Annotated in this window: 22 protein-coding genes; 10 read left to right on the top strand and 12 right to left on the bottom strand. The window is 71.1% G+C overall.

The window, feature by feature from the left end:
* Positions 1-974: 974 nt before the first annotated feature.
* The 3 genes from ABD907_RS04975 to ABD907_RS04965 form a co-directional block, all read right to left on the bottom strand.
* On the bottom strand, positions 975-1406 hold the full coding sequence (locus ABD907_RS04975; RefSeq protein WP_345215352.1) for an HIT family protein: 432 nt from the start codon (positions 1404-1406) through the stop codon (positions 975-977).
* Positions 1403-3544: a prolyl oligopeptidase family serine peptidase gene (locus ABD907_RS04970; protein ID WP_345215351.1), complete on the bottom strand. Its 2142-nt coding sequence runs from the start codon at positions 3542-3544 to the stop codon at positions 1403-1405. Before ABD907_RS04970 ends, ABD907_RS04975 begins: the two co-directional genes overlap by 4 nt.
* A gap of 103 nt (positions 3545-3647) precedes the next feature.
* Positions 3648-3821 (bottom strand): antitoxin, encoded by a 174-nt coding sequence (locus ABD907_RS04965; protein ID WP_345215350.1) that lies wholly within the window; start codon positions 3819-3821, stop codon positions 3648-3650.
* A 118-nt stretch (positions 3822-3939) separates the two neighbouring features.
* On the opposite strand from ABD907_RS04965, the gene ABD907_RS04960 reads away from it, so the two are divergent.
* Positions 3940-5385, top strand: a complete 1446-nt coding sequence (locus tag ABD907_RS04960) for an amidase (protein ID WP_345215349.1) — start codon at positions 3940-3942, stop codon at positions 5383-5385.
* Here ABD907_RS04960 and ABD907_RS04955 read toward each other — a convergent pair.
* Entirely contained in the window at positions 5382-5735 is a 354-nt protein-coding gene (locus ABD907_RS04955; RefSeq protein ID WP_345215348.1) for a hypothetical protein, read from the bottom strand. The two genes, ABD907_RS04960 and ABD907_RS04955, sit on opposite strands and share 4 nt — an antisense overlap.
* An 89-nt stretch (positions 5736-5824) precedes the next feature.
* A complete protein-coding gene (locus ABD907_RS04950) occupies positions 5825-6076 on the bottom strand; it encodes an antitoxin (RefSeq protein ID WP_345215347.1) in 252 nt (83 codons plus the stop codon).
* A gap of 231 nt (positions 6077-6307) precedes the next feature.
* On the opposite strand from ABD907_RS04950, the gene clpB reads away from it, so the two are divergent.
* Together clpB and ABD907_RS04940 are read left to right on the top strand one after the other, a co-directional pair.
* Complete coding sequence (gene clpB / locus ABD907_RS04945) at positions 6308-8953, top strand: ATP-dependent chaperone ClpB (protein ID WP_345215346.1); 2646 nt, start codon at positions 6308-6310, stop codon at positions 8951-8953.
* A 24-nt stretch (positions 8954-8977) separates the two neighbouring features.
* Positions 8978-9820, top strand: coding sequence for a serine hydrolase domain-containing protein (locus tag ABD907_RS04940; RefSeq protein WP_345215345.1), 843 nt, complete (start codon positions 8978-8980; stop codon positions 9818-9820).
* Between the two features lie 3 nt (positions 9821-9823).
* On the opposite strand, the gene ABD907_RS04935 is transcribed toward ABD907_RS04940, so the two are convergent.
* Genes ABD907_RS04935 through ABD907_RS04925 form a run of 3 tightly spaced genes read right to left on the bottom strand, consistent with a single transcriptional unit; the run spans position 9824 to position 12129 of the window.
* Positions 9824-10651 (bottom strand): septum formation family protein, encoded by an 828-nt coding sequence (locus ABD907_RS04935; RefSeq protein WP_345215344.1) that lies wholly within the window; start codon positions 10649-10651, stop codon positions 9824-9826.
* Positions 10652-10699: 48 nt separating this feature from the next.
* Positions 10700-11350, bottom strand: coding sequence for a hypothetical protein (locus ABD907_RS04930; protein ID WP_345215343.1), 651 nt, complete (start codon positions 11348-11350; stop codon positions 10700-10702).
* Complete coding sequence (locus tag ABD907_RS04925) at positions 11347-12129, bottom strand: exodeoxyribonuclease III (protein WP_345215342.1); 783 nt, start codon at positions 12127-12129, stop codon at positions 11347-11349. The genes ABD907_RS04930 and ABD907_RS04925 overlap by 4 nt, the downstream gene beginning before the upstream one ends.
* A 50-nt stretch (positions 12130-12179) precedes the next feature.
* Here ABD907_RS04925 and ABD907_RS04920 point away from each other — a divergent pair, with 50 nt between their 5' ends.
* The 3 genes from ABD907_RS04920 to ABD907_RS04910 all read left to right on the top strand — a co-directional run bounded on the left by ABD907_RS04920 (position 12180) and on the right by ABD907_RS04910 (position 14353).
* Complete coding sequence (locus ABD907_RS04920) at positions 12180-12953, top strand: SDR family NAD(P)-dependent oxidoreductase (RefSeq protein ID WP_345215341.1); 774 nt, start codon at positions 12180-12182, stop codon at positions 12951-12953.
* A 28-nt stretch (positions 12954-12981) separates the two neighbouring features.
* The gene (pyrE, locus tag ABD907_RS04915) at positions 12982-13548 is read left to right on the top strand and encodes an orotate phosphoribosyltransferase (RefSeq protein ID WP_345215448.1); all 567 of its coding nucleotides are present in this window, start codon (positions 12982-12984) and stop codon (positions 13546-13548) included.
* A gap of 61 nt (positions 13549-13609) precedes the next feature.
* The gene (locus ABD907_RS04910) at positions 13610-14353 is read left to right on the top strand and encodes a LemA family protein (protein ID WP_345215340.1); all 744 of its coding nucleotides are present in this window, start codon (positions 13610-13612) and stop codon (positions 14351-14353) included.
* 12 nt (positions 14354-14365) lie between these two features.
* Here the strand turns inward: ABD907_RS04910 and ABD907_RS04905 are convergent, their stop codons facing one another.
* Positions 14366-15145 carry an HAD-IIA family hydrolase gene (locus tag ABD907_RS04905; protein ID WP_345215339.1) on the bottom strand — a complete coding sequence of 260 codons (780 nt, stop codon included), beginning with the start codon at positions 15143-15145 and terminating at the stop codon, positions 14366-14368.
* 48 nt (positions 15146-15193) lie between these two features.
* Between ABD907_RS04905 and ABD907_RS04900 the strand changes: the two genes are divergently transcribed.
* Positions 15194-15814, top strand: a complete 621-nt coding sequence (locus ABD907_RS04900) for a TrmH family RNA methyltransferase (protein ID WP_345215447.1) — start codon at positions 15194-15196, stop codon at positions 15812-15814.
* A 119-nt stretch (positions 15815-15933) separates the two neighbouring features.
* Positions 15934-16953, top strand: a complete 1020-nt coding sequence (fbaA, locus tag ABD907_RS04895; RefSeq protein ID WP_345215338.1) for a class II fructose-bisphosphate aldolase — start codon at positions 15934-15936, stop codon at positions 16951-16953.
* A gap of 70 nt (positions 16954-17023) precedes the next feature.
* Here fbaA and ABD907_RS04890 read toward each other — a convergent pair whose 3' ends face one another.
* On the bottom strand, positions 17024-17425 hold the full coding sequence (locus tag ABD907_RS04890; protein ID WP_345215337.1) for an STAS domain-containing protein: 402 nt from the start codon (positions 17423-17425) through the stop codon (positions 17024-17026).
* Between the two features lie 74 nt (positions 17426-17499).
* Here ABD907_RS04890 and ABD907_RS04885 point away from each other — a divergent pair, with 74 nt between their 5' ends.
* Positions 17500-19626: a SpoIIE family protein phosphatase gene (locus ABD907_RS04885; protein ID WP_345215336.1), complete on the top strand. Its 2127-nt coding sequence runs from the start codon at positions 17500-17502 to the stop codon at positions 19624-19626.
* 35 nt (positions 19627-19661) lie between these two features.
* On the opposite strand, the gene ABD907_RS04880 is transcribed toward ABD907_RS04885, so the two are convergent.
* Positions 19662-20000, bottom strand: a complete 339-nt coding sequence (locus ABD907_RS04880) for an STAS domain-containing protein (RefSeq protein WP_345215335.1) — start codon at positions 19998-20000, stop codon at positions 19662-19664.
* Positions 20001-20126: 126 nt separating this feature from the next.
* On the opposite strand from ABD907_RS04880, the gene ABD907_RS04875 reads away from it, so the two are divergent.
* Entirely contained in the window at positions 20127-21413 is a 1287-nt protein-coding gene (locus ABD907_RS04875) for an adenylosuccinate synthase (protein ID WP_345215334.1), read from the top strand.
* 42 nt (positions 21414-21455) lie between these two features.
* Here ABD907_RS04875 and ABD907_RS04870 read toward each other — a convergent pair whose 3' ends face one another.
* On the bottom strand, positions 21456-22946 hold the full coding sequence (locus ABD907_RS04870) for a helix-turn-helix domain-containing protein (protein WP_345215333.1): 1491 nt from the start codon (positions 22944-22946) through the stop codon (positions 21456-21458).
* Positions 22947-22989 lie beyond the last annotated feature (43 nt).

Raw genomic sequence — 22989 nt, 5'->3', positions numbered from 1 at the left:
CGGATCCGGACAGCCGACATGAGCAACGTGCTGCAGGCAGCGGATTCGGTAGCGGTGATTGGAGCTGCGGGATTCGCGGCCATGTCAGCTTTCGACAACGGCTATGTCTCCTCGAACGGAGACTCTGGGAAGGGTCGACTTGTGGATGGCCCCATCCGAAACTCTGCTGGAATCTTCGAACGGGCGCTTCCGCGCCATGTTCGCGGAAGAGCGGGGGACGGGTCGCGCTCTAGGAACAGCCTTGATCATCGACGACTCGCATGTCGCCGTCGCGTTTGACTCAGGGCGCGATACGGATGAGGTGCGCTCGTACGCGGAGTTGCTGGAGGTGTCGGGAACCGAAGCTGAGAGCATCACCGTACTGGCGTCGAGCCAGAATGGCGCCTTAGACACTCGCGTTAGTGCATCTGGCTGCGACTCGACCTGTTGTGGCCGGTACACATGCCGGCCACGACGGGAACGTTGTGTCGATTACGACGGCTGGTGCGTTGCTAAGTCGTGTGGGCAGTGCGCGACTCTTGTTTATCCACCCGCAATTGCCGCATGTCTTGGTATATTTTTGTGCGACGGTTGCGCTGCACTGTTGCAATCGGACTGAAGTGTCTTGTTCGACCTGCTGACCATCAGGCGGCAAAGGGGCAAGTTGCTCTGAACGATGAGGACGAACCAGGAGAGCGAACGAACAGGTGTGGATTTGCCGGAGCGCCGGCATATCCAGGTCTCACGGGTGCACACGTGGCTCCTGGTGGGTGTGGTGGCCCTCGCAGGGATGATCGTCGGGTCGGTACTCGAGTCGCCTATGGAAAGGGACCCGTGGCACTGGTTCTCGGCGCTGATGATGGTTGGCGCTGTGGTGATCCAGCTCGTTCGGAGCCGCCTGGTCACGAGCACAGCAGTAAACCGCGTCGGTTGGGCGATAGCAATTACTGGCATGGCCGGCGGGTTGATGTCCCTCCTCATTTTGTGAAGTTGACCTAACATGAAGTCAGCTCGCGCAGGCGTGCGGCGACGTCGTCCAGCTCCTCGCGTGCCGGCCGCCCTGGCGGGTGGTCCTCGACGATGCGCAGCCCGTCTTCCGGCCACCGGGGTATGACGTGCAGGTGCACGTGCTCGACGCTCTGACCGGCCGCGACGCCGTCGGAGAGGTGCAGGTTCACCCCGTCCGACCACGCCTGGTCCGAGCGCAGCGCCGCGCCGATCCGGTGGGCCACGCGCCACACCTGCACACCGTCGGCATCCGGCAGGTCGGCCAGCCCGACGGCGTGCGCGCGCGGTGCCACCAGCACATGACCGTGGTTGACCGGTGCCGTGTCGAGAAAGGCCACGACGATCTCGTCGGCGTGGACGACGCTCGCGGCCTCGGAGCCCTCGCCGATGCGGCAGAACAGGCAGCCGTCGGCGCTCATCCGATGCGCTGCCAGAGGAACTCGAACGCCAGCGCCTGCAGGTAGGCCGCCTGCGCGTTGGTCGCCGCGCCGCCGTGCCCGCCCTCGATGTTCTCGTACGAGGTCACGTCCATGCCGGCGTCGAGCATCTTCGCCACCATCTTGCGGGCGTGCCCCGGGTGCACGCGGTCGTCCCGGGTCGAGGTCGTGAAGAGCACGGGCGGGTAGTCGCCGTCGGGATCGAAGAGGTGGTACGGCGAGAAGGTCCGGATGAACTCCCACTGCTCGGGATCGTCCGGGTCGCCGTACTCGGCCATCCACGACGCACCGGCCAGCAGGTGCGAGTAGCGCTTCATGTCCAGCAGCGGCACCTGGCACACGATCGCCCCGAACAGCTCCGGGTACTGGGTGAGCATGTAGCCCATGAGCAGGCCGCCGTTCGAGCCACCCTGGGCGCCGAGGTGGTCCACGTCGGTCACGCCCCGCGCCACCAGGTCACGCGCGACGGCGGCGAAGTCCTCGTAGGCCCGGTGCCGGTTCTCCTTGAGCGCGGCCTGGTGCCAACGGGGCCCGTACTCGCCGCCGCCACGGATGTTGGCGACGACGTACACGCCGCCGCGCTCGAGCCACGCCCGGCCCATGCCCGCGGAGTACGTCGGCACCCGGGAGATCTCGAACCCGCCGTAGCCGTACACCAGCGTCGGTGCGGGCCCGTCCTGGCCGGCGCCCTCGCGGGAGACCTGGAAGTACGGCACCCGCGTTCCGTCGTCGGACGCAGCGAAATGCTGCTCGACCCGCAGACCCGACGCATCGAAGTAGGTCGGCAGCGACTTCAGCGGCTCGATCGACGTCGTCGCGCCGTCGTCGTCGTCGAGGTCCAGGCGGGCCAGCGTGGTCGGCGTCAGGAAACCCGTGGTCGTCAGCCACAGCGCGTCCTCGGTGGCGGAGTCCACCCCACCGACGGCGATCGTCGCCAGCGGCGGGACCACCGCCCCGGCGCGCCCGTCCGCCGTCAGGTCCAGGGGCCGGCGCCGCCACGGTCCCCGTGACGCCGGCTCCGGCGGGGTGAGGACCTCGAGCCGGTTCGTCACGTCGTCGAGGACGTTGAGGACGAGGTGGTGACGCGTCCACGTCGCCCCGGCGAGAGACGTGGAAGGGGTCGGGGCGTACAGCACCTCGAACGCGCGGTCGCCGGCCAGGAAGGCGTCCAGGGGGACGGCGAGCAGCGAGCCGCCCGGGTACGTCGTCGGGGCGGTGCCGTCCTCATGTTCCGGCGTCCAGTCTTCCCGCAGCTCGACGGTCAGCCACTCCCGGAACAGGTCCGGCTCGCTCGAGCGTGGCACGTCGATCAGGGTGAGGCCGCCGTCGTCGCCGAGGAGGTACATCTCGGACTTGTAGAACGCGAGGTGGCGGAAGACGACGTCGCGCTCGTAGCCGGGCGTGTGGTCGCGGCCGGCGCCGATGAACATGTCGGTCGCCTCACCGGCGTAGATCTCGGTGGCCTCATCGATCGGGGTCCCGCGCCGCCAGCGGCGCACCGTGCGCGGGTAGCCGGAGGTCGTCATGGAGCCGTCGCCGAAGTCGCTGTAGACGTAGACCTCGTCGCCGGACTCGTCCGCCCAGCCCATGCCGCCCTTGGACTCGTCGCGGATGAAGCCGTCCGTGACCCAGGTCCTGGTGACCAGGTCGAACTCACGGGTGAGGTCGGCGTCCGAGCCGCCGCGCGAGAGGGACACGAGGGCCCGGGTGTAGGACGGCTTCAGCACGTGGGCGCCGTGCCACACCCAGTTCGCTTCCTCCTCGACGTTGAGCGCGTCGACGTCGATCAGGACCTCCCACTCCGGGTGCTCGCTGCGGTAGGAGTCCCAGGTGGTGCGGCGCCAGATGCCGCGCTCGTGCTCCGCGTCGGTCCAGAAGTTGTACAGGTGCTTCCCGCGCTGGACCACCGCCGGGATCTTGTCGGTGGAGTCGAGGACCTCGAGGATCTGGTCCCGCATCCGCGCGAACCGGGCTCCCCCGAGAGTGGACTCGGCATGGGCGTTGCGCTCGCGCACCCAGGCCAGCTGCTCCTCGCCCTCGACCTCCTCGAGCCAGGCGTGCGGATCGATCTCTTGATCCGCGGAGGCAGCGTCCGAGTTGGCTGTTGTGGTTCTCGTCATCGAGCTATCTCATCACGCCGGTCGAGAGCGGCAGCGCGATGAGACGACGAAGGCCGCGGCCCCCGGCTGCGTCCCGCGCGCGCGGCACGCCGCGCGCGCGGTGCTACTCGTCGCCGACCTTCTTGTCCGCGGCGTCGGTCCCCTTGTCGAGGTGCTCGGTGTGCTCGCCGCCGGTCTTCTTGTCGGCGAAGTCTGAGCCCTTCTGCAGCGCGTCGTCGCTGGTCTTCTCCCCCTCCTCGCTGTCGAGGAAGTCCTTGCCCTTGTCTGCGACGCCCATCGGGTTCTCCTTCCATCGGGCGTACCCGGTCGGCACGCCACGCTCGAGTCTGCGGCGGTGCCTGAAGACCTGCAACAGCGAGCGGTGCCGGGCGCCGGTCGACCGCTACGGTCGGAGGATGAGCGAGATCCACGAGCTGTCCGCCCTCGAGCTCGCCGACGCGATCCGTACGGGCGAGGTTTCGCCCGACGAGGTGGTCGACCACACGCTCGACCGTGCCCACCGCCTCGGCCCGGACGTCGGCGCGTTCGTCCACGTCGCCGACGACCGCGCGCGGGCGCACGCCGACGAGGCCGCCGAGCTGCTCGCCGGCTCCCGCGGCGTCGACCCCGCGGCGCTCCCGCCCTTTCTCGGGGTGCCGGTCCCCATCAAGGACCTCACGATGGTGGCCGGCCTGCCGTTCCGGGCCGGCTCCGCCGCGCTGGAGGACTTCGTCGCCCCGTTCGACGACGGCGTGGCGACCCTGCTCCGTGGTGCCGGCACGGTCATGGTCGGCAAGACGAACACGCCAGAGCTGGGCCTGCCCCCGTACACCGAGCCCGACGTCGCCCCACCGGCGCGCAGCCCGTGGGACACCAGCCGCACGGCCGGTGGTTCGAGCGGCGGCGCGGCCGCCGCGGTGGCTGCCGGGATCGTGCCCGCCGCGCACGGCAATGACGGTGGAGGGTCGCTGCGGATCCCCGCCTCGGCGTGCGGGCTCGTCGGTCTGAAGGCGTCCCGTGGCCGCGTCTCGCGCGGTCCGTACGGCGTCGACGGTCCCGGCCTCGCCATCGACGGCGTGCTGACGCGCACGGTGCGGGACACTGCCGCGTTCCTCGACGTGCTCTCCCAGCCGTGGCCGGGGGAGACCTATCATCTCCCCACGCCGCAGGGCACGTTCCTCGAGGCCTGCGAGCGCGACCCCGGCCGCCTGCGCGTCGGTGTCCTGACCGAACCCATCGCCGCGACGGTCGCACCGGTGCACGCCGAGGCGCTGGCCGCCGTCGACGAGGCGGCCACGCTGCTCGAGCGGATGGGGCACCATCTCGAGCCCGTGGCGGCGCCCTACTCGGCGGAGCAGTGGGAGGCGTTCATGCCGCTGTGGGCGGTCGGCGTGCTGCAGGCACCGGTGCCGCCGGAGGCGGAGTCCTCGTTGGTCCCGCTCACCCGGTGGCTCCGCGAGCTGGCGCGTGGCTTCTCCGGCGCCGAGTACGCCGACGCCGTCGCCGCACTGCAGCGGCTCACCCGGCAGACCGCGCTCGCCTGGTCGGACGTCGACGTGGTCCTCAGCCCCACCCTGGCCCAGCCGCCCGTGCCGATCGGTTCGCTGCGCGACGACGAGGACCCGGCCGGCGACTTCCGGGCCCAGCGGGCCTTCACACCGTGGACGTCGACCTGGAACATCATCGGCGCGCCCTCGGTGAGCCTCCCGCTGCACCGCGCCGTCGTGGACGGCGTCGAGCTGCCGTTCGGGGTCATGCTCGGCGCCCGGACGGGTCGGGAGGAGACCCTGCTGGCACTCGCCGCGGCGCTCGAGGCCGCCGACCCGTGGCCGGCATTCGCGCCCGGGCTGCCCGCGGCCTAGCGGCCCGGCACCGATCCGGGCGGCGGCCCGGGACTCGCGGGGTCGTCCGGCATGTCCGGGGTCTGCGGCGAGGCGGGGGAGTCGTTCGCGGGAATGGTGCCGGGCGACGGCCCGGGTCCCTTGGGGTACTCCTCGGGCGACTCTGCCGACTCTGCCGATTCCGGCGACGGTCCGCCGGTGCCCCGTCCCGGTGGCTCGGTGCCTCCCGGGCCGACCGGTACACCGGCCGTGCCGGAGGTGCTCGTGCCGCCGGTCCGTTCCGGCGTGGTATGCCCTTGACCGCCGCCGACGACCGGGGTGCCGGCCGGACCCGTGGGCCGTTCGGTCTCGTCGTTCTCGGGAGTGCTCATGGTGACCTCCGTCGGTCCACGTTCGTGTGTCCTGCACGATCGTCGCCGGATTCGCGGTGGACCGCACCTGCTGGCCGGCGGTGTCGGGACTAGCGGCCTTCGCGACCCTGGTTCCCGGCCCGACCGGCCTCGCCGGTGGTGTCCCCGCCGGACTGCTGGTCCTCGTTGCCGATTCGCTCGTCGGCGGTCTCGCGAGCGCTGTCGATCTTGTCGCTGTACCGGCCTCCGGTCAGGCGGTCTGCCTTCTCGGACACCGTGTCGAACGCCGAGTCGGTGGCGTTCTCCCCCTTCTCGGTGTTCAGCGATTCCTTGGCCTTGTCAGCGAAGTCTCGGATACCCATGGTCGTCCTCCCTGCTCGAGGCTGGTGGCATCTGGCCGGGCGAGGATCCGTCGTAGGCGGCGCCCTTGCACCACGACGATAGGCGCGATGGCCACCGGCCGACAGCGGGGTCGCGCGGTCGTCCGTCCTCCGTCACCTGGCGGCCGTCTCGGGTGGCTCCGCCAACGTTGAGCGGAATAGACTCAACTTTGTCGCGGTTCACTAGTCAGTAGCCGCATCACAGGAGGTCACATGGACACCAAGCTCACCACGAAGTCCCAGGAAGCGATCGCCTCGGCGATCCAGTCGGCCTCGACGGCCGGCAACCCGCAGCTCGAACCGGTCCACGTCCTTGCCTCGCTGCTCGAGCAGGACGGCGGGGTCGCCGGCGCGCTGCTCGACGCCGTCGGCGCCGACCGTGGCGCCATCTCGCAGCGGGTCAACGCCGCGCTCGCCACGCTTCCCGGCGCGTCCGGCAGCTCCGTGGCCCAGCCGCAGACCTCCCGCGCCACGATGACGGTGATCACCGACGCCGGCAACGAGGCGCAGACCCTCGGCGACGAGTACGTCTCCACCGAGCACCTGCTGATCGCGCTCGCCGCCTCCACCTCTCCGGCTGGCGAGATCCTGCGCGGCGCCGGCGCCGAGCGAGACGCCCTGCTGGACGCCCTGCCGTCCGTGCGTGGCTCCGCGAAGGTGACCTCCCCCGATCCCGAGGGCACCTACAAGGCCCTCGAGAAGTACGGCAACGATCTCACCTCCGCGGCTCGGGAGGGCAAGCTCGACCCGGTCATCGGCCGCGACGGCGAGATCCGCCGCGTGGTCCAGGTGCTGTCCCGGCGCACCAAGAACAATCCCGTGCTCATCGGCGACCCGGGCGTCGGCAAGACCGCCGTCGTCGAGGGTCTCGCGCAGCGCGTGGTCGACGGTGACGTCCCGGAATCCCTCCGCGACAAGCGCATCGTCGCGCTGGACCTGGCCGCGATGGTCGCCGGCGCGAAGTACCGGGGCGAGTTCGAGGAACGGCTCAAGGCCGTCCTGCAGGAGATCAAGGACTCCGACGGCGAGATCATCACCTTCATCGACGAGCTGCACACCGTCGTCGGCGCGGGTGCCTCCGAAGGGTCCATGGACGCCGGCAACATGCTCAAGCCCATGCTGGCCCGCGGTGAGCTGCGCCTGGTGGGTGCGACCACGCTGGACGAGTACCGCGAGCGCATCGAGAAGGACCCGGCGCTCGAGCGACGTTTCCAGCAGGTCTTCGTCGGCGAGCCCTCCGTGGAGGACACCGTCGCGATCCTGCGCGGCATCGCGCCCAAGTACGAGGCCCACCACCTGGTGACCATCTCCGACGGCGCGCTCGTCGCCGCGGCGACGCTGTCCGACCGGTACATCACCGGCCGGCAGCTGCCCGACAAGGCCATCGACCTCGTCGACGAGGCAGCGTCGCGTCTGCGTATGGAGCTCGACTCCTCCCCGGAGGAGATCGACGCCCTCCGCCGCCAGGTGGACCGGCTGAAGATGGAGGAGTCCTACCTGCTCGAGTCCGACGACGAGGCCTCCGCCGAGCGGCTGGAGAAGCTGCGCGCCGACCTGGCCGACCGTTCCGAGGAGCTGTCCTCCCTCACCGCACGGTGGGAGGCCGAGAAGGCCGGGCACAACCGGGTCGGCGACCTCAAGTCCCGGCTGGACAGCCTGCGCACCGAGGCCGAGCGCGCCCAGCGCGAGGGCGATCTCGAGCGTGCCTCCCGGCTGCTCTACGGCGAGATCCCTGCCGTCGAGCGGGAGATCAGCGCCGCCGAGGCGGCGGAGGCCTCGGCGGCCGAGTCGGAGCGGCAGGCCCCGATGATCGCGGACAAGGTCTCCGCGGACGAGGTCGCGGAGGTCATCGCCGCGTGGACCGGCATCCCGGTCGGGCGGCTGCTGCAGGGCGAGACCGAGAAGCTGCTGGAGATGGAGGACGTCATCGGCCGGCGGCTCATCGGTCAGCGTGACGCGGTGCGGTCCGTGTCCGATGCCGTGCGCAGAACCCGCGCCGGGGTCTCCGACCCCGACCGGCCCACCGGCTCCTTCCTGTTCCTCGGCCCCACTGGTGTGGGCAAGACCGAGCTGGCGAAGTCCCTCGCCGACTTCCTCTTCGACGACGAGCGGGCCATGGTCCGCATCGACATGTCCGAGTACTCCGAGAAGCACTCGGTTGCCCGGCTCGTCGGTGCGCCACCCGGGTACGTCGGATACGAGGAGGGCGGCCAGCTCACCGAGTCGGTCCGCCGTCGCCCGTACTCCGTGGTGCTGCTGGACGAGGTCGAGAAGGCGCATCCCGAGGCCTTCGACATCCTGCTCCAGGTGCTCGACGACGGTCGCCTCACCGACGGCCAGGGCCGCACGGTCGACTTCCGGAACACCATCCTCGTGCTCACCTCGAACCTCGGCTCGCAGTTCCTCGTGGACCAGTCGATGCCCGACTCCGAGAAGCGCGACGCCGTCATGGCGGCAGTCCGTGGACACTTCAAGCCGGAGTTCCTCAACCGGCTGGACGACGTCGTCGTCTTCGACGCGCTCACCGTGTCGGAGCTCGGCGCGATCGTCGACCTGCAGGTCGAGCGGCTCGCCCAGCGACTGGCCGACCGGCGCGTCCGGCTGGAGGTCACCGACGCCGCCCGCGAGTGGCTGGCGTTCGAGGGCTTCGACCCGTCCTACGGCGCCCGGCCGCTGCGCCGCCTCGTGCAGCGCGAGATCGGCGACCAGCTCGCCAGGATGCTGCTCGGCGGCGAGGTGCACGACGGCGACACGGTCGTCGTGGACCGGGCGGAGCTGGATACCTCGGCGTTCGAGTCCGGCGCTCAGGCGCCGAACCTGCTGCTCACCGTGCGCAGCGGCGAGCCCGTCACGGCCTGATCGCGGCCGTGGCAGGCTGGGCGGGTGAGCTCCGACAGCGCCTTCAGCAACCTTCAGGACCTGGATCATGCGGTCGGCGTCGTCGTCAGCAGTGCCGACGGCGTCATCGACACCTACGGCGAGCCGGCCACCGTGTTCCCGTGGGCCTCGGTGACCAAGCTGCTCTCGGCGACGGCGACACTGGTCGCCATCGACCGGGGCATGGTCGATCTCGACTCGCCCGCCGGGCCCGAGGGCTCCACCGTCCGGCACCTGCTGGCACACGCCTCCGGCCTGCCGTTCGACGCCGGCGCCGCGCTGTCCGAGCCCGGCAAGCGCCGCGTCTACTCCAACCTCGGCATCGAGACGCTGGCCGAGCGCGTTGCCGAGGCGGTCGGTCGCGATTTCGCCGAGTGGGTCGAGGAGTCGGTGATCGCGCCGCTCGGGATGTCGGCCATGATGGAGGGCTCACCGGCGCACGGGGCGTCCGGTTCCGCCGAGGACCTCGCCCTGCTCGGACGCGAGCTGCTCGCGCCCACGCTGCTGGGCCAGGACCTCTTCGCCGAGGCCACCACGGTGGTCTTCCCGGGCCTGCCGGGCGTGCTCCCCGGATTCGGTCGTCAGGAGCACAACGACTGGGGGCTGGGATTCGAGATCCGCGACGACAAGTCGCCCCACTGGACGGGGCAGCGGTCCTCCCCGCGCACCTTCGGGCACTTCGGACAGTCGGGCAGCTTCCTCTGGGTGGATCCGGACGCCGGACTCGCCACGGCGTTCCTTGGGGCCGAGCCGTTCGGGGAGTGGGCGACGCAGGTGTGGCCGCCGCTGACCGACGCGATCCTCGCCGAGCACGCCGCCCACGGCCGATGGTCCCGGTCGAGCGGGTGAGCCCTACCGGACGGTGAAGGAGTCGGTGCCGACATAGCCGGACATGTTCCGGCCCTCGATGTGGAGGAGGACGCACAGCGCCGAGGTGGTCCCGTGCTCCCATCCGGCCTGATCGGGGGTAAGCGTGGAGACTCGGAGGGCAGATGTGCCGACGTCGGCCGGGATGGCGATGTTCTCCCCGGCCGCGGTGCACTGCTCGCTCGCCGCGGAGGCGACGGCGTCGTCACCCGGGTACTCGCCCTCACCGAGGCTCACCTCCCCGAAGACCTCCGCCTGATGCCACTCGGCGCAGTCGAGGAGGGTGACCACGGCCACCGAGGGGTCGACCTCGAGCGCGCACTGACCCACCTGCATCGTCCCGATCGGCACCTCTTCGCCGCTCAGTGCCGGGTCGTCCGGCTGTTCCGTCCCGGTCGGCTGCGGCGATGAGCCCGACGGCGAGTAGGCCGAGAGCGACGCGGCCACCGAGGACAGGACGGCCAGCGTGACCACCGCGGCGGACAGCGCCCCGACGATCATGCCGCCGACACCGGGGGCCCGGGAGCCGTTGCCGCGCTTGGCCTTCTGGTACGAGATGAAGCCCAGAACCATCCCGAGCGGTCCGAGCGGGATCCCGACGACGATCGCCCAGATGCCCATGGTTCGGCCTGCCGACGTGGTCGGCGGTCGCTGCGGCAACGAGTTGTACGGCTGACCCGAGGAGAACGAGGCCCCGTAGGTCTGTGTCCCCGTCAGGAGGCCGCCCTGCTGCTCCAGGCCGTACGGTCCGGGCTCGGGCTGACCCGGCTGCTCCTGGGGTCCCGTCGGTGACCGCCCCCACGATGACGTCATGGGCCGCAGCCTATCGGTGCGGTGACGGCGCGCAGCGGAGACGAAGGTTCAACCGACCAGGTCGGTGGTTACCTCCGAGGGCCACTCGACCAGGCATGCGACCTGACCGCCGGCGGCGACCAGCGTGACCGGTTCGCCTCCGTCGAGCTCGAGAGTGGCGAGCTGCTCCCGGCAGAAGAGGGCGGCCTGGTCGGCCTGCGTCGTGGTGCCGACGTCCTCGGGCAGCATGCCAGCAGCGATCACCTGCGCAGCGTGCTGCTGGACGCAGGGCACCACCGTCACGTCGGTCACCTGTCCGTCCGGGAGGTCGCGCACGCAGTTGCCGCGCTGCATGTTCACCGCTGGTACGACGACCACCTCGGAGGCGTCGTCCTCGACCACCGGGTCCAGCATCGCGGGCAGGAGCACCGCGGCGAGCCCGCTCCACACCAGCCCCAGCACCAGGCCGACGGCGGCGAAGATCCGGCCGCGGCGACGCCGGGTCCGGACCAGTCCGATGACTCCCAGGACGACGGCGACCGGTCCGGTGGGCAGCACGCCGGCGACCAGGGCCGCCACGCTGACCGGCTCGCGCCCGCCGGGCGCCGCGCCGGCCGGATCCGGCCCCTCAGCACCGACCGGGGCGGGTGCCCGCTCGCCCGGTTCCCTCGGCGGGGGATCGACCCGACCCGGCGGCGCCCACGCCTCGCCGCCGCTCATCCGGCCACCTCGACGACGACGGGCACGTGGTCGGACGGCCCCTTGCCCTTGCGCTCCGCACGCTCGATCGATGCCCCGGTGATCTGCTCCGCCAGCGCCCGGGAGGCCTGCACGAAGTCGATCCGCATGCCCTTGTTCCGCGGGAAGGCCAGCTGCTTGTAGTCCCAGTACGTGTACTGGGTGACCAGGTCCCGCGTGACCTCGGTGAACCCCACGTCCTCGAAGGCACGGAACGCCTCCCGCTCCGCCGGGGAGACGTGCGTCGCGCCCTCGAAGCGCGTCATGTCCCAGACGTCCTCGTCCCGCGGGGCGATGTTCCAGTCGCCGACGAGGGCGACCTTCGCCCCCGGGTCTGCTCGCACCCAGCCGGCAGCGGCCTCCCGCAGCGCGTCCAGCCAGTTCAGCTTGTAGGCGTAGTGCGGGTCCGCCAGGACCCTGCCGTTCGGCACGTACAGGCTCCACACCCGCACGCCGTCGCAAGTCACGCCGAGCGCGCGGGCTTCCTCGGCCGGCGGGTCGCCCCAGGTCGGCATGCCCGCGAACCCGGTCTCGACGTCCTCGTGGCCGACCCGCGAGGCGACGGCGACGCCGTTCCACTGGTTGTGCCCGTGCGTGACCACGTCGTAGCCCGCGAGCTGGAACGCCAGGTGCGGGAACTGCTCGTCCGAGCACTTGGTCTCCTGCATCGCGAGCACGTCGACGTCGGCCCGCTCGAGAAAGGCGACGACGCGGTCCACGCGGGCGCGGATCGAGTTCACGTTCCACGTCGCCAACCTCATGGATCGACACGCTACTGCAGCCACCGGTGCGGTTCTTCTACGCTCGCCCCATGGGAACCGCCCTCGTCACCGGGGCCACGTCGGGCATCGGGCTCGAGCTGGCCTGGCAGCTGGCCGCCGCAAACCACCATCTGGTGCTCGTCGCCCGCACCGCCGAGCGCCTCGAGTCCACCGCCCGCCGCATCCGGGCCGCCGCCGGCGTCGACGTCGAGGTCCTGCCCGCGGACCTGGCGACGGCGGACGGCCGCGAGGTCGTCGCCGCACGCATCCGCCGGGACGAGCGCGCCATCGGGCTGCTCGTCAACAACGCCGGGTTCGGCCTCGGGCAGCGGTTCGTCGGCGGCGACACCGCGCGGGAGGAGCAGGCGCTCGCCGTCATGGTCCACTCCGTGCTCGTGCTGTCCAAGGTGGCCGCCGAGTCCATGGTCGCCCGCCGGCATGGCGCGATCCTCAACGTCGCCTCGGTCGCCGCCGGTACCGCCATGGGCACCTACGCGGCGCACAAGGCCTGGGTCGTCAGGTTCACCGAAGGCCTCGCCGCAGAGCTCTCCGGCACCCGGGTGACGGCGACGGCACTGTGTCCGGGCCTGGTCCGGACCGAGTTCCACGCCAGTGCCGGCGTCGACCCGTCCGTGTGGCCCTCGATCGGGTGGATCGACGTCGAGCGGGTCGCCACCGCCGGGCTGCGTGCGGTGCGCCGCGGCCAGGTGGTCTGTGTCCCGACCCTGCGGTACGGCGCGATCGCCGCCGTGCTCAAGGTGGCTCCGCGGGCCCTCGTGCGGCGGGTCGCCGGCCCCGGCGCCTCGGCGCGGGCCCTGCTCTGAGGGCACGGCTACGCTGGCCGCCGTGAGCATCCCCAACGACACCCCGCGTTCCCAGCTGGCCGCGCTCGTGCGCGAGATCGCCGTCGTGCACGGCCAGGTGACCCTCTCCTCCGGCCGGACCTCCGACCATTACGTCGACATGCGCCGCGCGACCCTGCACCACGCCGCCGCGCCGCTCATCGGCCACGTCATGCTCGACCTGCTCGAGGAGAACGGCTTCGGCCCGGAAGAGATCGACGCGGTCGGCGGCCTGACCCTCGGCGCGGACCCCGTGGCGGCGTCGATCCTGCACGCGGCCGCGTCCCGCGGTCTCGAGCTGGACGCCTTCGTCGTGCGCAAGGAGGCCAAGGCGCACGGCATGCAGCGGCGCGTCGAGGGGCCCGATGTCGCCGGTCGGCGGGTGGTCGCGCTCGACGACACCTCCACCACCGGCGGGAGCGTCCTCACGGCGGTCGAGGCGCTGCGGGAGGCGGGCGCCGAGGTGGTCGCCGCCGCGGTCGTCGTCGACCGGGACACCGGCGTCCGCGAACGCATCGCCGAGGCGGCTCTGCCCTACCTCTTCGCGCTCGACAAGGCGGACCTGCAGCTCGACTGAGCCAGACCGGCCGCTGTGGTTGAATCGCCCGGCGAACAAACCTCGAGCGGGGGAGACCGCCATGGACGCCATCGTCCCGATCCTGATCATCGTCGGTGTGGTGGTCGTGGTCGTCCTCATCTGGGCGATCGCGACCTACAACGGCTTCGTGCGCTTGCGGAACCTGGTCCAGGAAGCCTGGCGGCAGATCGACGTCGAGCTCCACCGCCGTTACGAGCTGATCCCCAACCTCATGCAGACGGTCAAGGGCTACGCCGCCCACGAGCGTCAGCTCTTCCAGGAGGTCACCCGCGCCCGCGCCGAGGCCGCCACACCGGGGTCCACGCCCGCGCAGCAGGCGCGGCAGGAGAACGAGCTCTCCGCCGCCGTCGGGCGCCTCTTCGCCGTCGCCGAGGCGTACCCGGATCTGCGGGCCTCGCAGTCCTTCCTCGCGCTGCAGGACGAGCTCACCAACACCGAGGACCGGATCGCCGCGGGCCGCCGCTTCTACAACGGCAACGTCCGCCAGCTCAACACCAGGGTCGAGGCCTTCCCCCCGAACGTCATCGCGTCGATGTTCGGCTTCCGCCGGGCCGAGTACTTCGAGGTCAACGACGCCGTGGTGCGTACCGCGCCGCGCGTGAGCTTCGCCGACACCCAGGGCAGCACCGGTACCTACGCGCCGACCACGCAGCAGCCGGCACCGGGGCAGGCCACGCCGTCCTTCGGCGGGCAGCGCGGCGGCTACGACCCGAGCCGGGACGCCGGACGTCCGACCGAGGGGCAACAGCCGCAGGGCTACCCCGACGAGCTGCGCGAGCAGTGACCTGACGCCGGCTCACACCAGGTCGATCAGGTCCTTCACCGACGGGCGCACCTCGTTGGGCCGGTACGGGTAGCGCTCGACCTCGTCGACCGACGTGGAGCCGGTGAGCACCAGGAAGGTGCGCAGGCCCGCCTCCATGCCGGCGAGCACGTCGGTGTCCATCCGGTCGCCCACCATCGCCGTCGCCTCCGAGTGCGCCTCGATCCGGTTGAGCGCCGCCCGGATCATCACCGGGTTGGGCTTGCCGATGAAGTACGGCTCGCGGCCGGTCGCCTTGCTGATCATCGCGGCGACCGCGCCCGTGGCGGGCAGCGGGCCGTCCGCGGACGGCCCGGTCGAGTCCGGGTTGGTGGCGATGAACCGGGCGCCGCCCTTGATCAGCCGGACCGCCGTCGTGATCGAGGAGAACGAGTACGTCCGGGTCTCGCCGAGGATGACGTAGTCGGGCCTGGTGTCGGTGAGGATGTAGCCGGCCTCGTGCAGGGCCGTCGTCAGTCCGGCCTCGCCGATGACGTACGCGCGCCCGCCCGGCATCTGCTGGGCCACGAACGTCGCCGTGGCCAGCGCCGAGGTCCACAGCCGCTCCTCCGGCACCTCGATGCCCGAGGCCGACAGGCGGGCCGCGAGGTCCCGGGGCGTGAAGATCGAGTTGTTCGTCAGGACCAGGTACGGCCGGCCCTTCTCGGTCAGCCGGGCGATGAACTCTGGCGCCCCGTCGAGCGCCATGCCCTCGTGGACCAGGACCCCGTCCATGTCGGTCAGCCAGTTCTCGATCGGCGCAGTCTCGGTCATCGCACCTCCTCCGTGCGCGACACTACCGGGGTGGAGCAGGCGAGCGAGATGGCGGACCGGCAGGTCGGCGTCGGCCCGTGGCCGGGCGGACCTCAGAGGTGGCCCGACGACCCGCGCTACGACCCAGAGCTGCTGGCGGCCGGGGATCGGCGCAACGTCGACGACCGGTACCGGTACTGGACGGTCGAGGCGATCGTCGCCGATCTCGACACCCGGCGGCACCCGTTGCACGTCGCCGTCGAGAACTTCGCGCACGACATGAACATCGGATCGGTGGTGCGCACCGCCAACGCCTTCGCCGTCGCCGAGGTTCACATCGTCGGACGACGGCGCTGGAACCGGCGCGGCGCCATGGTCACCGACCGCTACGTCCACCTGCGTCACCACGAGGACGTCGCCGGTCTGCTCGACTGGGCGCGCCACGCCGGCCTGCCGGTCGTCGGGATCGACAACGTCCCCGGATCGGTGCCGATCGAGGGGCGGGCCCTGCCGCGGGAGTTGGTCATGCTGTTCGGGCAGGAGTCCGCCGGGCTGAGCGCCGCGGCGCGTCAGGCGTGCGCGGAGATCCTGCACATCAGCCAGTACGGGTCGACGCGGTCCATCAACGCCGGTGCCGCGGCCGCCGTCGCGATGCACTCGTGGATGCTCGAGCACGCCGAGCCGGCCTGATCCTCCGCCGTCGAGACTCGTGCCGGTGCGCATCGTGAACGGACTTCGCGTCTCGGCGCCCCATGGTGGGATGATCAGTGCCTCAGCCCCTGACAGCCCACCCTCCAGGAGACACCACCGTGCCCATCGCAACCCCCGAGTCCTACGCCGAGATGATCGACCGGGCGAAGGCCGGCAGCTTCGCCTACCCGGCGATCAACGTCACGTCCTCCCAGACCGTGACCGCGGCGCTGCGCGGATTCGCCGAGGCCGAGAGCGACGGCATCCTCCAGGTGTCCGTCGGCGGCGGCGAGTACGCGTCCGGGTCCACGATCAAGGACCGCGTGACCGGAACCGTCGCGCTCGCCCGGTACGCCCACGAGGTGGCGAAGAACTACGGCGTCACCATCGCGCTGCACACCGACCACTGCACCAAGGAAAACCTCGACAGCTGGGTCCGGCCGTTGCTCGCCCTGGAGGCCGAGGAGGTCGCGGCCGGCAAGCTGCCGACCTTCCAGTCCCACATGTTCGACGGCTCGACCGTGCCGATCGACGAGAACCTCGTCATCGCCGAGGAGCTCCTCGAGCTCTCCCAGCAGGCACGGACCCTCCTCGAGATCGAGATCGGCGTGGTCGGCGGCGAGGAGGACGGCCACGAGGCCGCCATCAACGACAAGCTCTACACCACGCCCGAGGACGGGCTGGCGACCGTTCGCGCCCTCGGCACCGGGGAGAAGGGCCGCTACCTCACCGCCCTCACCTTCGGCAACGTGCACGGCGTGTACAAGCCCGGGGCCGTCAAGCTGCGTCCCGAGCTGCTGGGCCAGATCCAGGAGGCTGTCGGCAAGGAGGTCGGCAAGGACAAGCCCTTCGACCTCGTCTTCCACGGCGGTTCCGGTTCCACCTCCGAGGAGGTCGGCCTCGCGGTCGACAACGGCGTCATCAAGATGAACATCGACACCGACACCCAGTACGCCTTCACTCGTCCCGTCGCGGACCACATGCTCAAGAACTACGACGGCGTCCTGAAGGTCGACGGCGACGTCGGGAACAAGAAGGCCTACGACCCCCGTGCGTGGGGCAAGGCCGCCGAGGCCGGCATGGCGCAGCGCGTCACCGAGGCCTGCGAGTGGCTGCGCTCGGCCGGGCAGAAGCGCTGAACGAGACGGGATGTGCAAAGGCCCGGCGCCCCGAGAGCGGGTGCCGGGCCTCGTGCGTCTTCGTGACGGCTCAGGCGGCGCCGCCGGGCGTCGTTCTCGGGAAGCCCGGTGCGTCGTCGACGACGTCCACGACCTCGCCGATCCGAGTCACGTCGAGAAGGAAGCGCACGACGTCGGGCGGCTGGATGAGTGTGAGCCGGCCCGGCGTCCGGCGCGCCAGACGAGCGAGCACCGAGACGCCCGAGGAGTCCATGAACGTGATGTGCCGTGCGTCGATCTCCACCGGCAGCCCGGCGCGCTCCGCCTCGGTGACCGCCTCGCCGAGCTCCGAGCTGAGGGCGACGTCGACCTCGCCGGAAAGCACGAGCCGGGTCCGCTCCTGCGAGACCATGACGTGCACCGACCCACTCTCGGCTGCCGTCGTGGCGCCCGCCGTCTCGTCGTCCTGTGGCTGCAGGGGTGGTTCGGTCACAATTCGTCCTCTCGCTGGGCGGCCCCTCTCGCAGTGGGGACACGTGGATGAACGTTAGACGATCGGAGAGGCTAGTGGGGAACGAGGCCGCCGACAGGCGGGTGGAGGACATGCTCGGTGGCTCGCTCGAGGTGCTGCGTCAGCTGCCCGAGGGCGTGGTCCTGCTCGCCTGTGAGGAGAGCGACCCGGCCAGCGGCTGGGAGGTGCTCATGGCCAACGATGCAGCCCTCGAGCTGTATGCGCTCCCCGCAGACGTCGTGGGCGCCGGCGGGCCGGAGCTGTTGCGTCAGACGGGTATCGACGAGGCCGGTGCCCGGCAGATCGCCGAGACCTTCAGGTCCCGCGAGGCGGGCAACATCACAGTCCTGGTCACGCGTGGCGACGGCTCGCGCGTGTGGGCGACGATCGAGCTGACCCCGCTGGTTGCTCCGGCCGCCGACGAATCGGTCTCCCTGTGGGTGGCGGTCTCCCGCGATGTCTCCGCCCAGGTGGAGAACGCCCATCTCGAGCAGGTGCGACTCGACATCGAGCGCCGAGCGCGGCTGGCCCTGAGCATCGTCGCCCGCGTCTCCGACATCCTGCAGGAACCGGACTCCTCCGACGTCCTGCGCGCCATCGCCGATCTCGTCACGCGTCAGGTGGTGGCCTGGTGCGGTTTCTTCGTGCTGGGCCGCGACCTGGAGGAGGTCGAGCGGATCGTCGACCGGCCGGACCACCGCCGCCGGGTCACTGCGGAAGACCTTGCGCGCGACCCGGTGCTGGAGCTTCTCGAGGGCAACGTCATGCGCACCGTGCGTCTCGAGCCGGACGCGCACGGGGAGCCCGGCACGGCCACGGCCAGACTCCTTGACCTGCTGGCACCGCGCCTGGCCGAGGCTCCGGAGGCCGAGGGCAGCGTGCTGGTCCTGCCCGTGCTCGGACGTCTGCGGGCGCTGGGCCTCTTCGTCGCGTTGCCGTACCACGGCCCGGCCTCGGCACGGATCAGCGGCGTGCTGGGCAGCGAGACTGCGGAGGAGTCCATCGCGATCCTTCCGGACGAGGTCGGCACGGTGCTCGAGCTGGTCGCCCGCCGCGTCGGCATGGCGATGGACAACGCACAGCTGTACGCCCGGGAGCACCTCCTCGCCGAGACGCTGCAACGCTCCATGCTCCCCGAGCAGGCCGACGTGCCGGAGCTCGACGTCTGGACGTACTACGCCCCGAACGTGGAGCACGCCCAGGTCGGCGGTGACTGGTACGACGTCGTCAACCTTGCCGAGGACACCGTCGCCGTCGTCATCGGAGACGTCGTCGGTCACGACGTCGAGGCCGCCGCTGCCATGGGCCAGCTCAGGTCCGTCGTGCGGGCCTACGCGCAGGAGCTCGCGGACCCGGCCACGGTGCTGAGTCGCGTTGACAGCCTGGTCACCGGGATGCGGATCCCGCGCACCGCCTCCCTGGTGTACGCGACGATGACACGTCGGGGAGACGAGTGGGACCTCCGGTACGCCCGTGCCGGTCACCTCCCGGCGTTGCTGCGCCGCGGCTCCGAGGTCATCACGCTCGACGAGGCCGGTGGCCCCCTGATCGGCTTCGACGGGGGGACCCGGGAGACCGCACAGGTACGGGTGCGGCCCGGCGATGTGCTGGTCCTGTACACCGACGGGCTCGTCGAGCGCCGGGACCGAGGCATGCGGCAGGGCCTGGAGGAACTCATCCAGCTCACGCGGGGGGTGCACGCACCGGATGCCGCCGGCGTGGGGGAGGAGCTGCTGCAGCTCGCCGACGCGCCGGAGGACGACATCGCCGTCGTCGTCATCCGCGTGCCGGGCGGTCGGGGACAGGAGGAGGACTCCGCACCGCGCCGGCGCCGCTGGCAGCTGCCCTCCGACCCGAGCTCGATCGCGCGCGCCCGGCAGGAGGTCCGGCGTGCCTGCGCCGCCTGGGACGTCGCGGACGTCAGTGCCGCCGAGCTCGTCGTCTCCGAGCTGATGTCCAACGCCGTCATGCACGGATGGGGTCGGGTCGGGCTACGACTCCAGGCCACCAGCGACGGCCTGCGCATCGAGGTCGAGGAGGGCAACCCGGCACCGCCGGTGACCAGGGAACAGAACACCTCGCGCGTTGGCGGGTACGGCATGCACATCGTGGACAGGCTCGCCGATTGGGGCTGGCGGCCGGCACCCGGCGGCAAGGTGGTGTGGGCGCGCGTGCGCCGCTGAACGATGGCGAGAGCGCCGGGGTGATCGCGGGACCGTCAGGCCGGCGGCTCCCCGCGGTCGTCGCAGCGGTGATCCTTCTCGAGCTGGAACAGCTCGAGGGCGCCGCAGACCTCGAGGACGAACAGCTCCTTGTCTTCAGCGCCCCGCAGGACGGCGGAGCCACCGCTCTTGGTGGTGCTGCTCGCGAGGGTCATCAGGAACGCCGCGCCGGTGGAGTCGACGAAGGTGGCCCGGCACAGGTCCACCACCAGCCGTCCCGAGCGCAGTCCCGCCACCCGGGCGGTCACCTCGGGGAACCGGCTCCGCTCGGCAAGGTCCAGGTCCCCGATGACCGTCAGTGTCGCGGCTGACGCGGACACCGAGATCTCGATCACTCGTAGCCTCCGTCGGGTAGTGGCCGACCGACCGTAACCTGAGCCGCCTGTCTGCGCACGTGATGCAGCGGGGTAGCCTCTTCGGGGCGTCGACCGGCGCCGGTGGCAGCGAGAGGAAGAGTCAAGATGCCAGCCGTGGTGGTCGTCGGAGCCCAGTGGGGCGACGAGGGCAAGGGCAAGGCGACCGACCAGCTCGGGTCTCGGGTCGACTACGTCGTGAAGTTCAACGGCGGGAACAACGCGGGTCACACCGTCGTCGTCGGCGACGAGAAGTACGCCCTGCACCTGTTGCCATCCGGGATCCTCTCCCCGGGGTGCGTACCGGTGATCGGCAACGGCGTAGTGATCGACCTCGAGGTGCTCTTCGAGGAGATCGACGGGCTCGAGGCTCGTGGCATGGACACCTCCAAGCTCCTCGTCTCGGCGAACGCCCACCTCATCCCGCCGTACAACCGCACGCTCGACAAGGTCACCGAGCGCTTTCTGGGCAAGCGGCAGATCGGGACCACCGGCCGCGGCATCGGACCGACGTACGCAGACAAGATGAGCCGGGTCGGCATCCGCGTGCAGGACCTGTTCGACGCCTCGATCCTTCGCCAGAAGGTGGAGGGCGCGCTGCAGCAGAAGAACCAGCTGCTGGTCAAGGTGTTCAACCGCCGCGCCGTCGACGTCGACGAGGTCACGGAGACCTTGCTCGGCTACACCGAGCGGCTGCGCCCCATGGTGGCGGACACCTCGCTGGCGCTCAACAAGGCGCTCGACGACGGGCAGACGGTCGTCTTCGAGGCCGGCCAGGCCACCATGCTCGACGTCGACCACGGCACCTATCCGTTCGTCACCTCCTCCTCCGCCGTCTCGGCCGGCGCCTGCACCGGTTCGGGGATCGGGCCGACGCGCATCGACCGCATCGTCGGTGTCGTCAAGGCCTACACGACCCGGGTGGGCGAGGGGCCGTTCCCTACCGAGCTGCTCGACGAGGACGGCGAGTTCCTGCGCAAGACCGGTGGCGAGTACGGCACCACGACCGGCCGTCCACGGCGCACCGGCTGGTACGACGCCGTCATCGCCCGGTACGCCGGACGGGTGAACGGGCTGACCGATCTCGTCCTGACGAAGCTCGACGTGCTCACCGGGCTGGAGAAGGTCCCGGTGTGCGTGGCGTACGACGTGGACGGTGTCCGGCACGACGAGATGCCGCCCGACCAGTCCTCGTTCCACCACGCCACGCCGATCTACGAGTACCTCGACGGCTGGTGGGAGGACATCTCGCAGGCACGGGCCTTCGACGAGCTGCCGGAGAACACGCAGAAGTACGTCCTCGCGCTCGAGGAGATGAGTGGCACGCGCATCTCCTCGATCGGCGTCGGACCGGACCGCGAGGCGACGATCGTGCGGCACGACCTGCTCGGCTGAGGACGGGCGCCGGACAGGTCCGGCGCCGGGGCCGCGCTGTCCTCAGTCGTCGCCGGGGGCGTGGCGCTCGAGGAAGTCGTAGAGCTCGACGTCGTCGACGCCGGGGAAGTTCCCGGTCGGCAGCGGGCTCAGCACGTGTGCGTGCATGGCGGCGCTCGGCCAGGACCGGTCCTGCCACCGCTGCGCCTTCTCGGGCTCGGGATGCCGGCAGCAGGAGGTGTCGGGGCAGGTCGAGACCGTGCGCCGGGTCGTCTCCCGGCCGCGGAACCACTTCGCGTGCGCGAACGGGACCCCGAGCGTGATGGAGAACTCCGACTCCCGGCCCGAGCCCGTCTGGGTGCTGCACCAGTAGGTGCCGGCCGGGGTGTCGGTGTACTGGTGGTACTCGGTGGACCGGTTGCGCCGGGCGAACGCGGACCGGGCCGCCCACTTGCGACACAGCGGCTGGCCCTCGATGGCGCCGGACGGATCCGCGGGGAGCGGCACGCCGTCGTTGGCGTAGCCGCGATAGAGGGCGCCGTCGTCGTTGGCGCGGATGAAGTGGACGGGGATGCCGAGCAGCGACGTCGCGAGGTTGGTGAACCGCTGCGCGGCCGCGTGGTGGGTGATGCCGAACGCGTCCCGGAAGTCCTCCATCGCAAGGTCCTTCGCCGCCTTGGTCCGCTCGAGGAACTCCTCGGCGGCGAACCGTGGCACGAGGCAGCAGGCGTTGAAGTAGGCGATCTGCTGGCGCTGCTGAAGGAAGTCGCCGTAGCTCGACGGGCGACTGTGGCCGAAGAGGCGGTGGGCCATGGCCTGCAGCGCCAGGGACCTCAGCCCGTACCCGCCCGGGATCGACGCGGGCGGCAGATAGATGCGGCCGTTCTCGAGGTCGGTGACCGTCCTGGTCGAGTGGGGCAGGTCGTCGACGTGGATGATCGTGAACCCGAGCCGCTCGGCCATCTGCGCGACCATGCGGTGCGTGAGCGCGCCGCCGGCGTACCCGACGGCGCGCACCTGCTCCTCGGCGAGCGCCTCGATGTCCGGCAGGTAGTTGTCACGCGCCTGTGCCTTGTGGCGCAGGTCGGTGTTGATGCGCCGCGCCTCCTCCGGCGTCGCGATGGTGGAACGGGCACGCTGCTCGAGCTCACCGTGCAGGGCCACCAACGACTCCAGCGCATCCATCGGCAGACGCCGGCCGGGCCTGACCGCCGGCACGCCGAGCGAGGCGAAGAGTGGTCCGCGCTGCGCCTGCTCGAGCGCGATCTCCAGGGCGGCGCGCCGGTCCGGCGGCGGCTCCGGGCTCAGCAGCTCGCCCGGGGTGGTGCCCAGCGCGTCGGCAAGCGCAGTCAGCAGGGAGAGCCGCGGTTCGCGGCGGCCGTTCTCGATCAGGGACAGCTGGCTCGTCGTCGAGCGGACAAGCCCCGCGAGCTCGCGCAGGGTCATGCCGCGGGAGGTGCGGGCGTGCCGGATGCGGCGCCCCAGCACGATCGGGTCGGCGGCCACGCCACCCGTCGCGCCGTTGGCGGCCGTCGAGGTCTGCTGGATGCTCACGAGTTGACCGTACCGAAACTTTGGCCGATGTTTCAGCCCTCCT

It is taken from the genome of Georgenia halophila (assembly GCF_039541595.1).
This window is presented reverse-complemented; position numbering and strand designations above follow the sequence as displayed.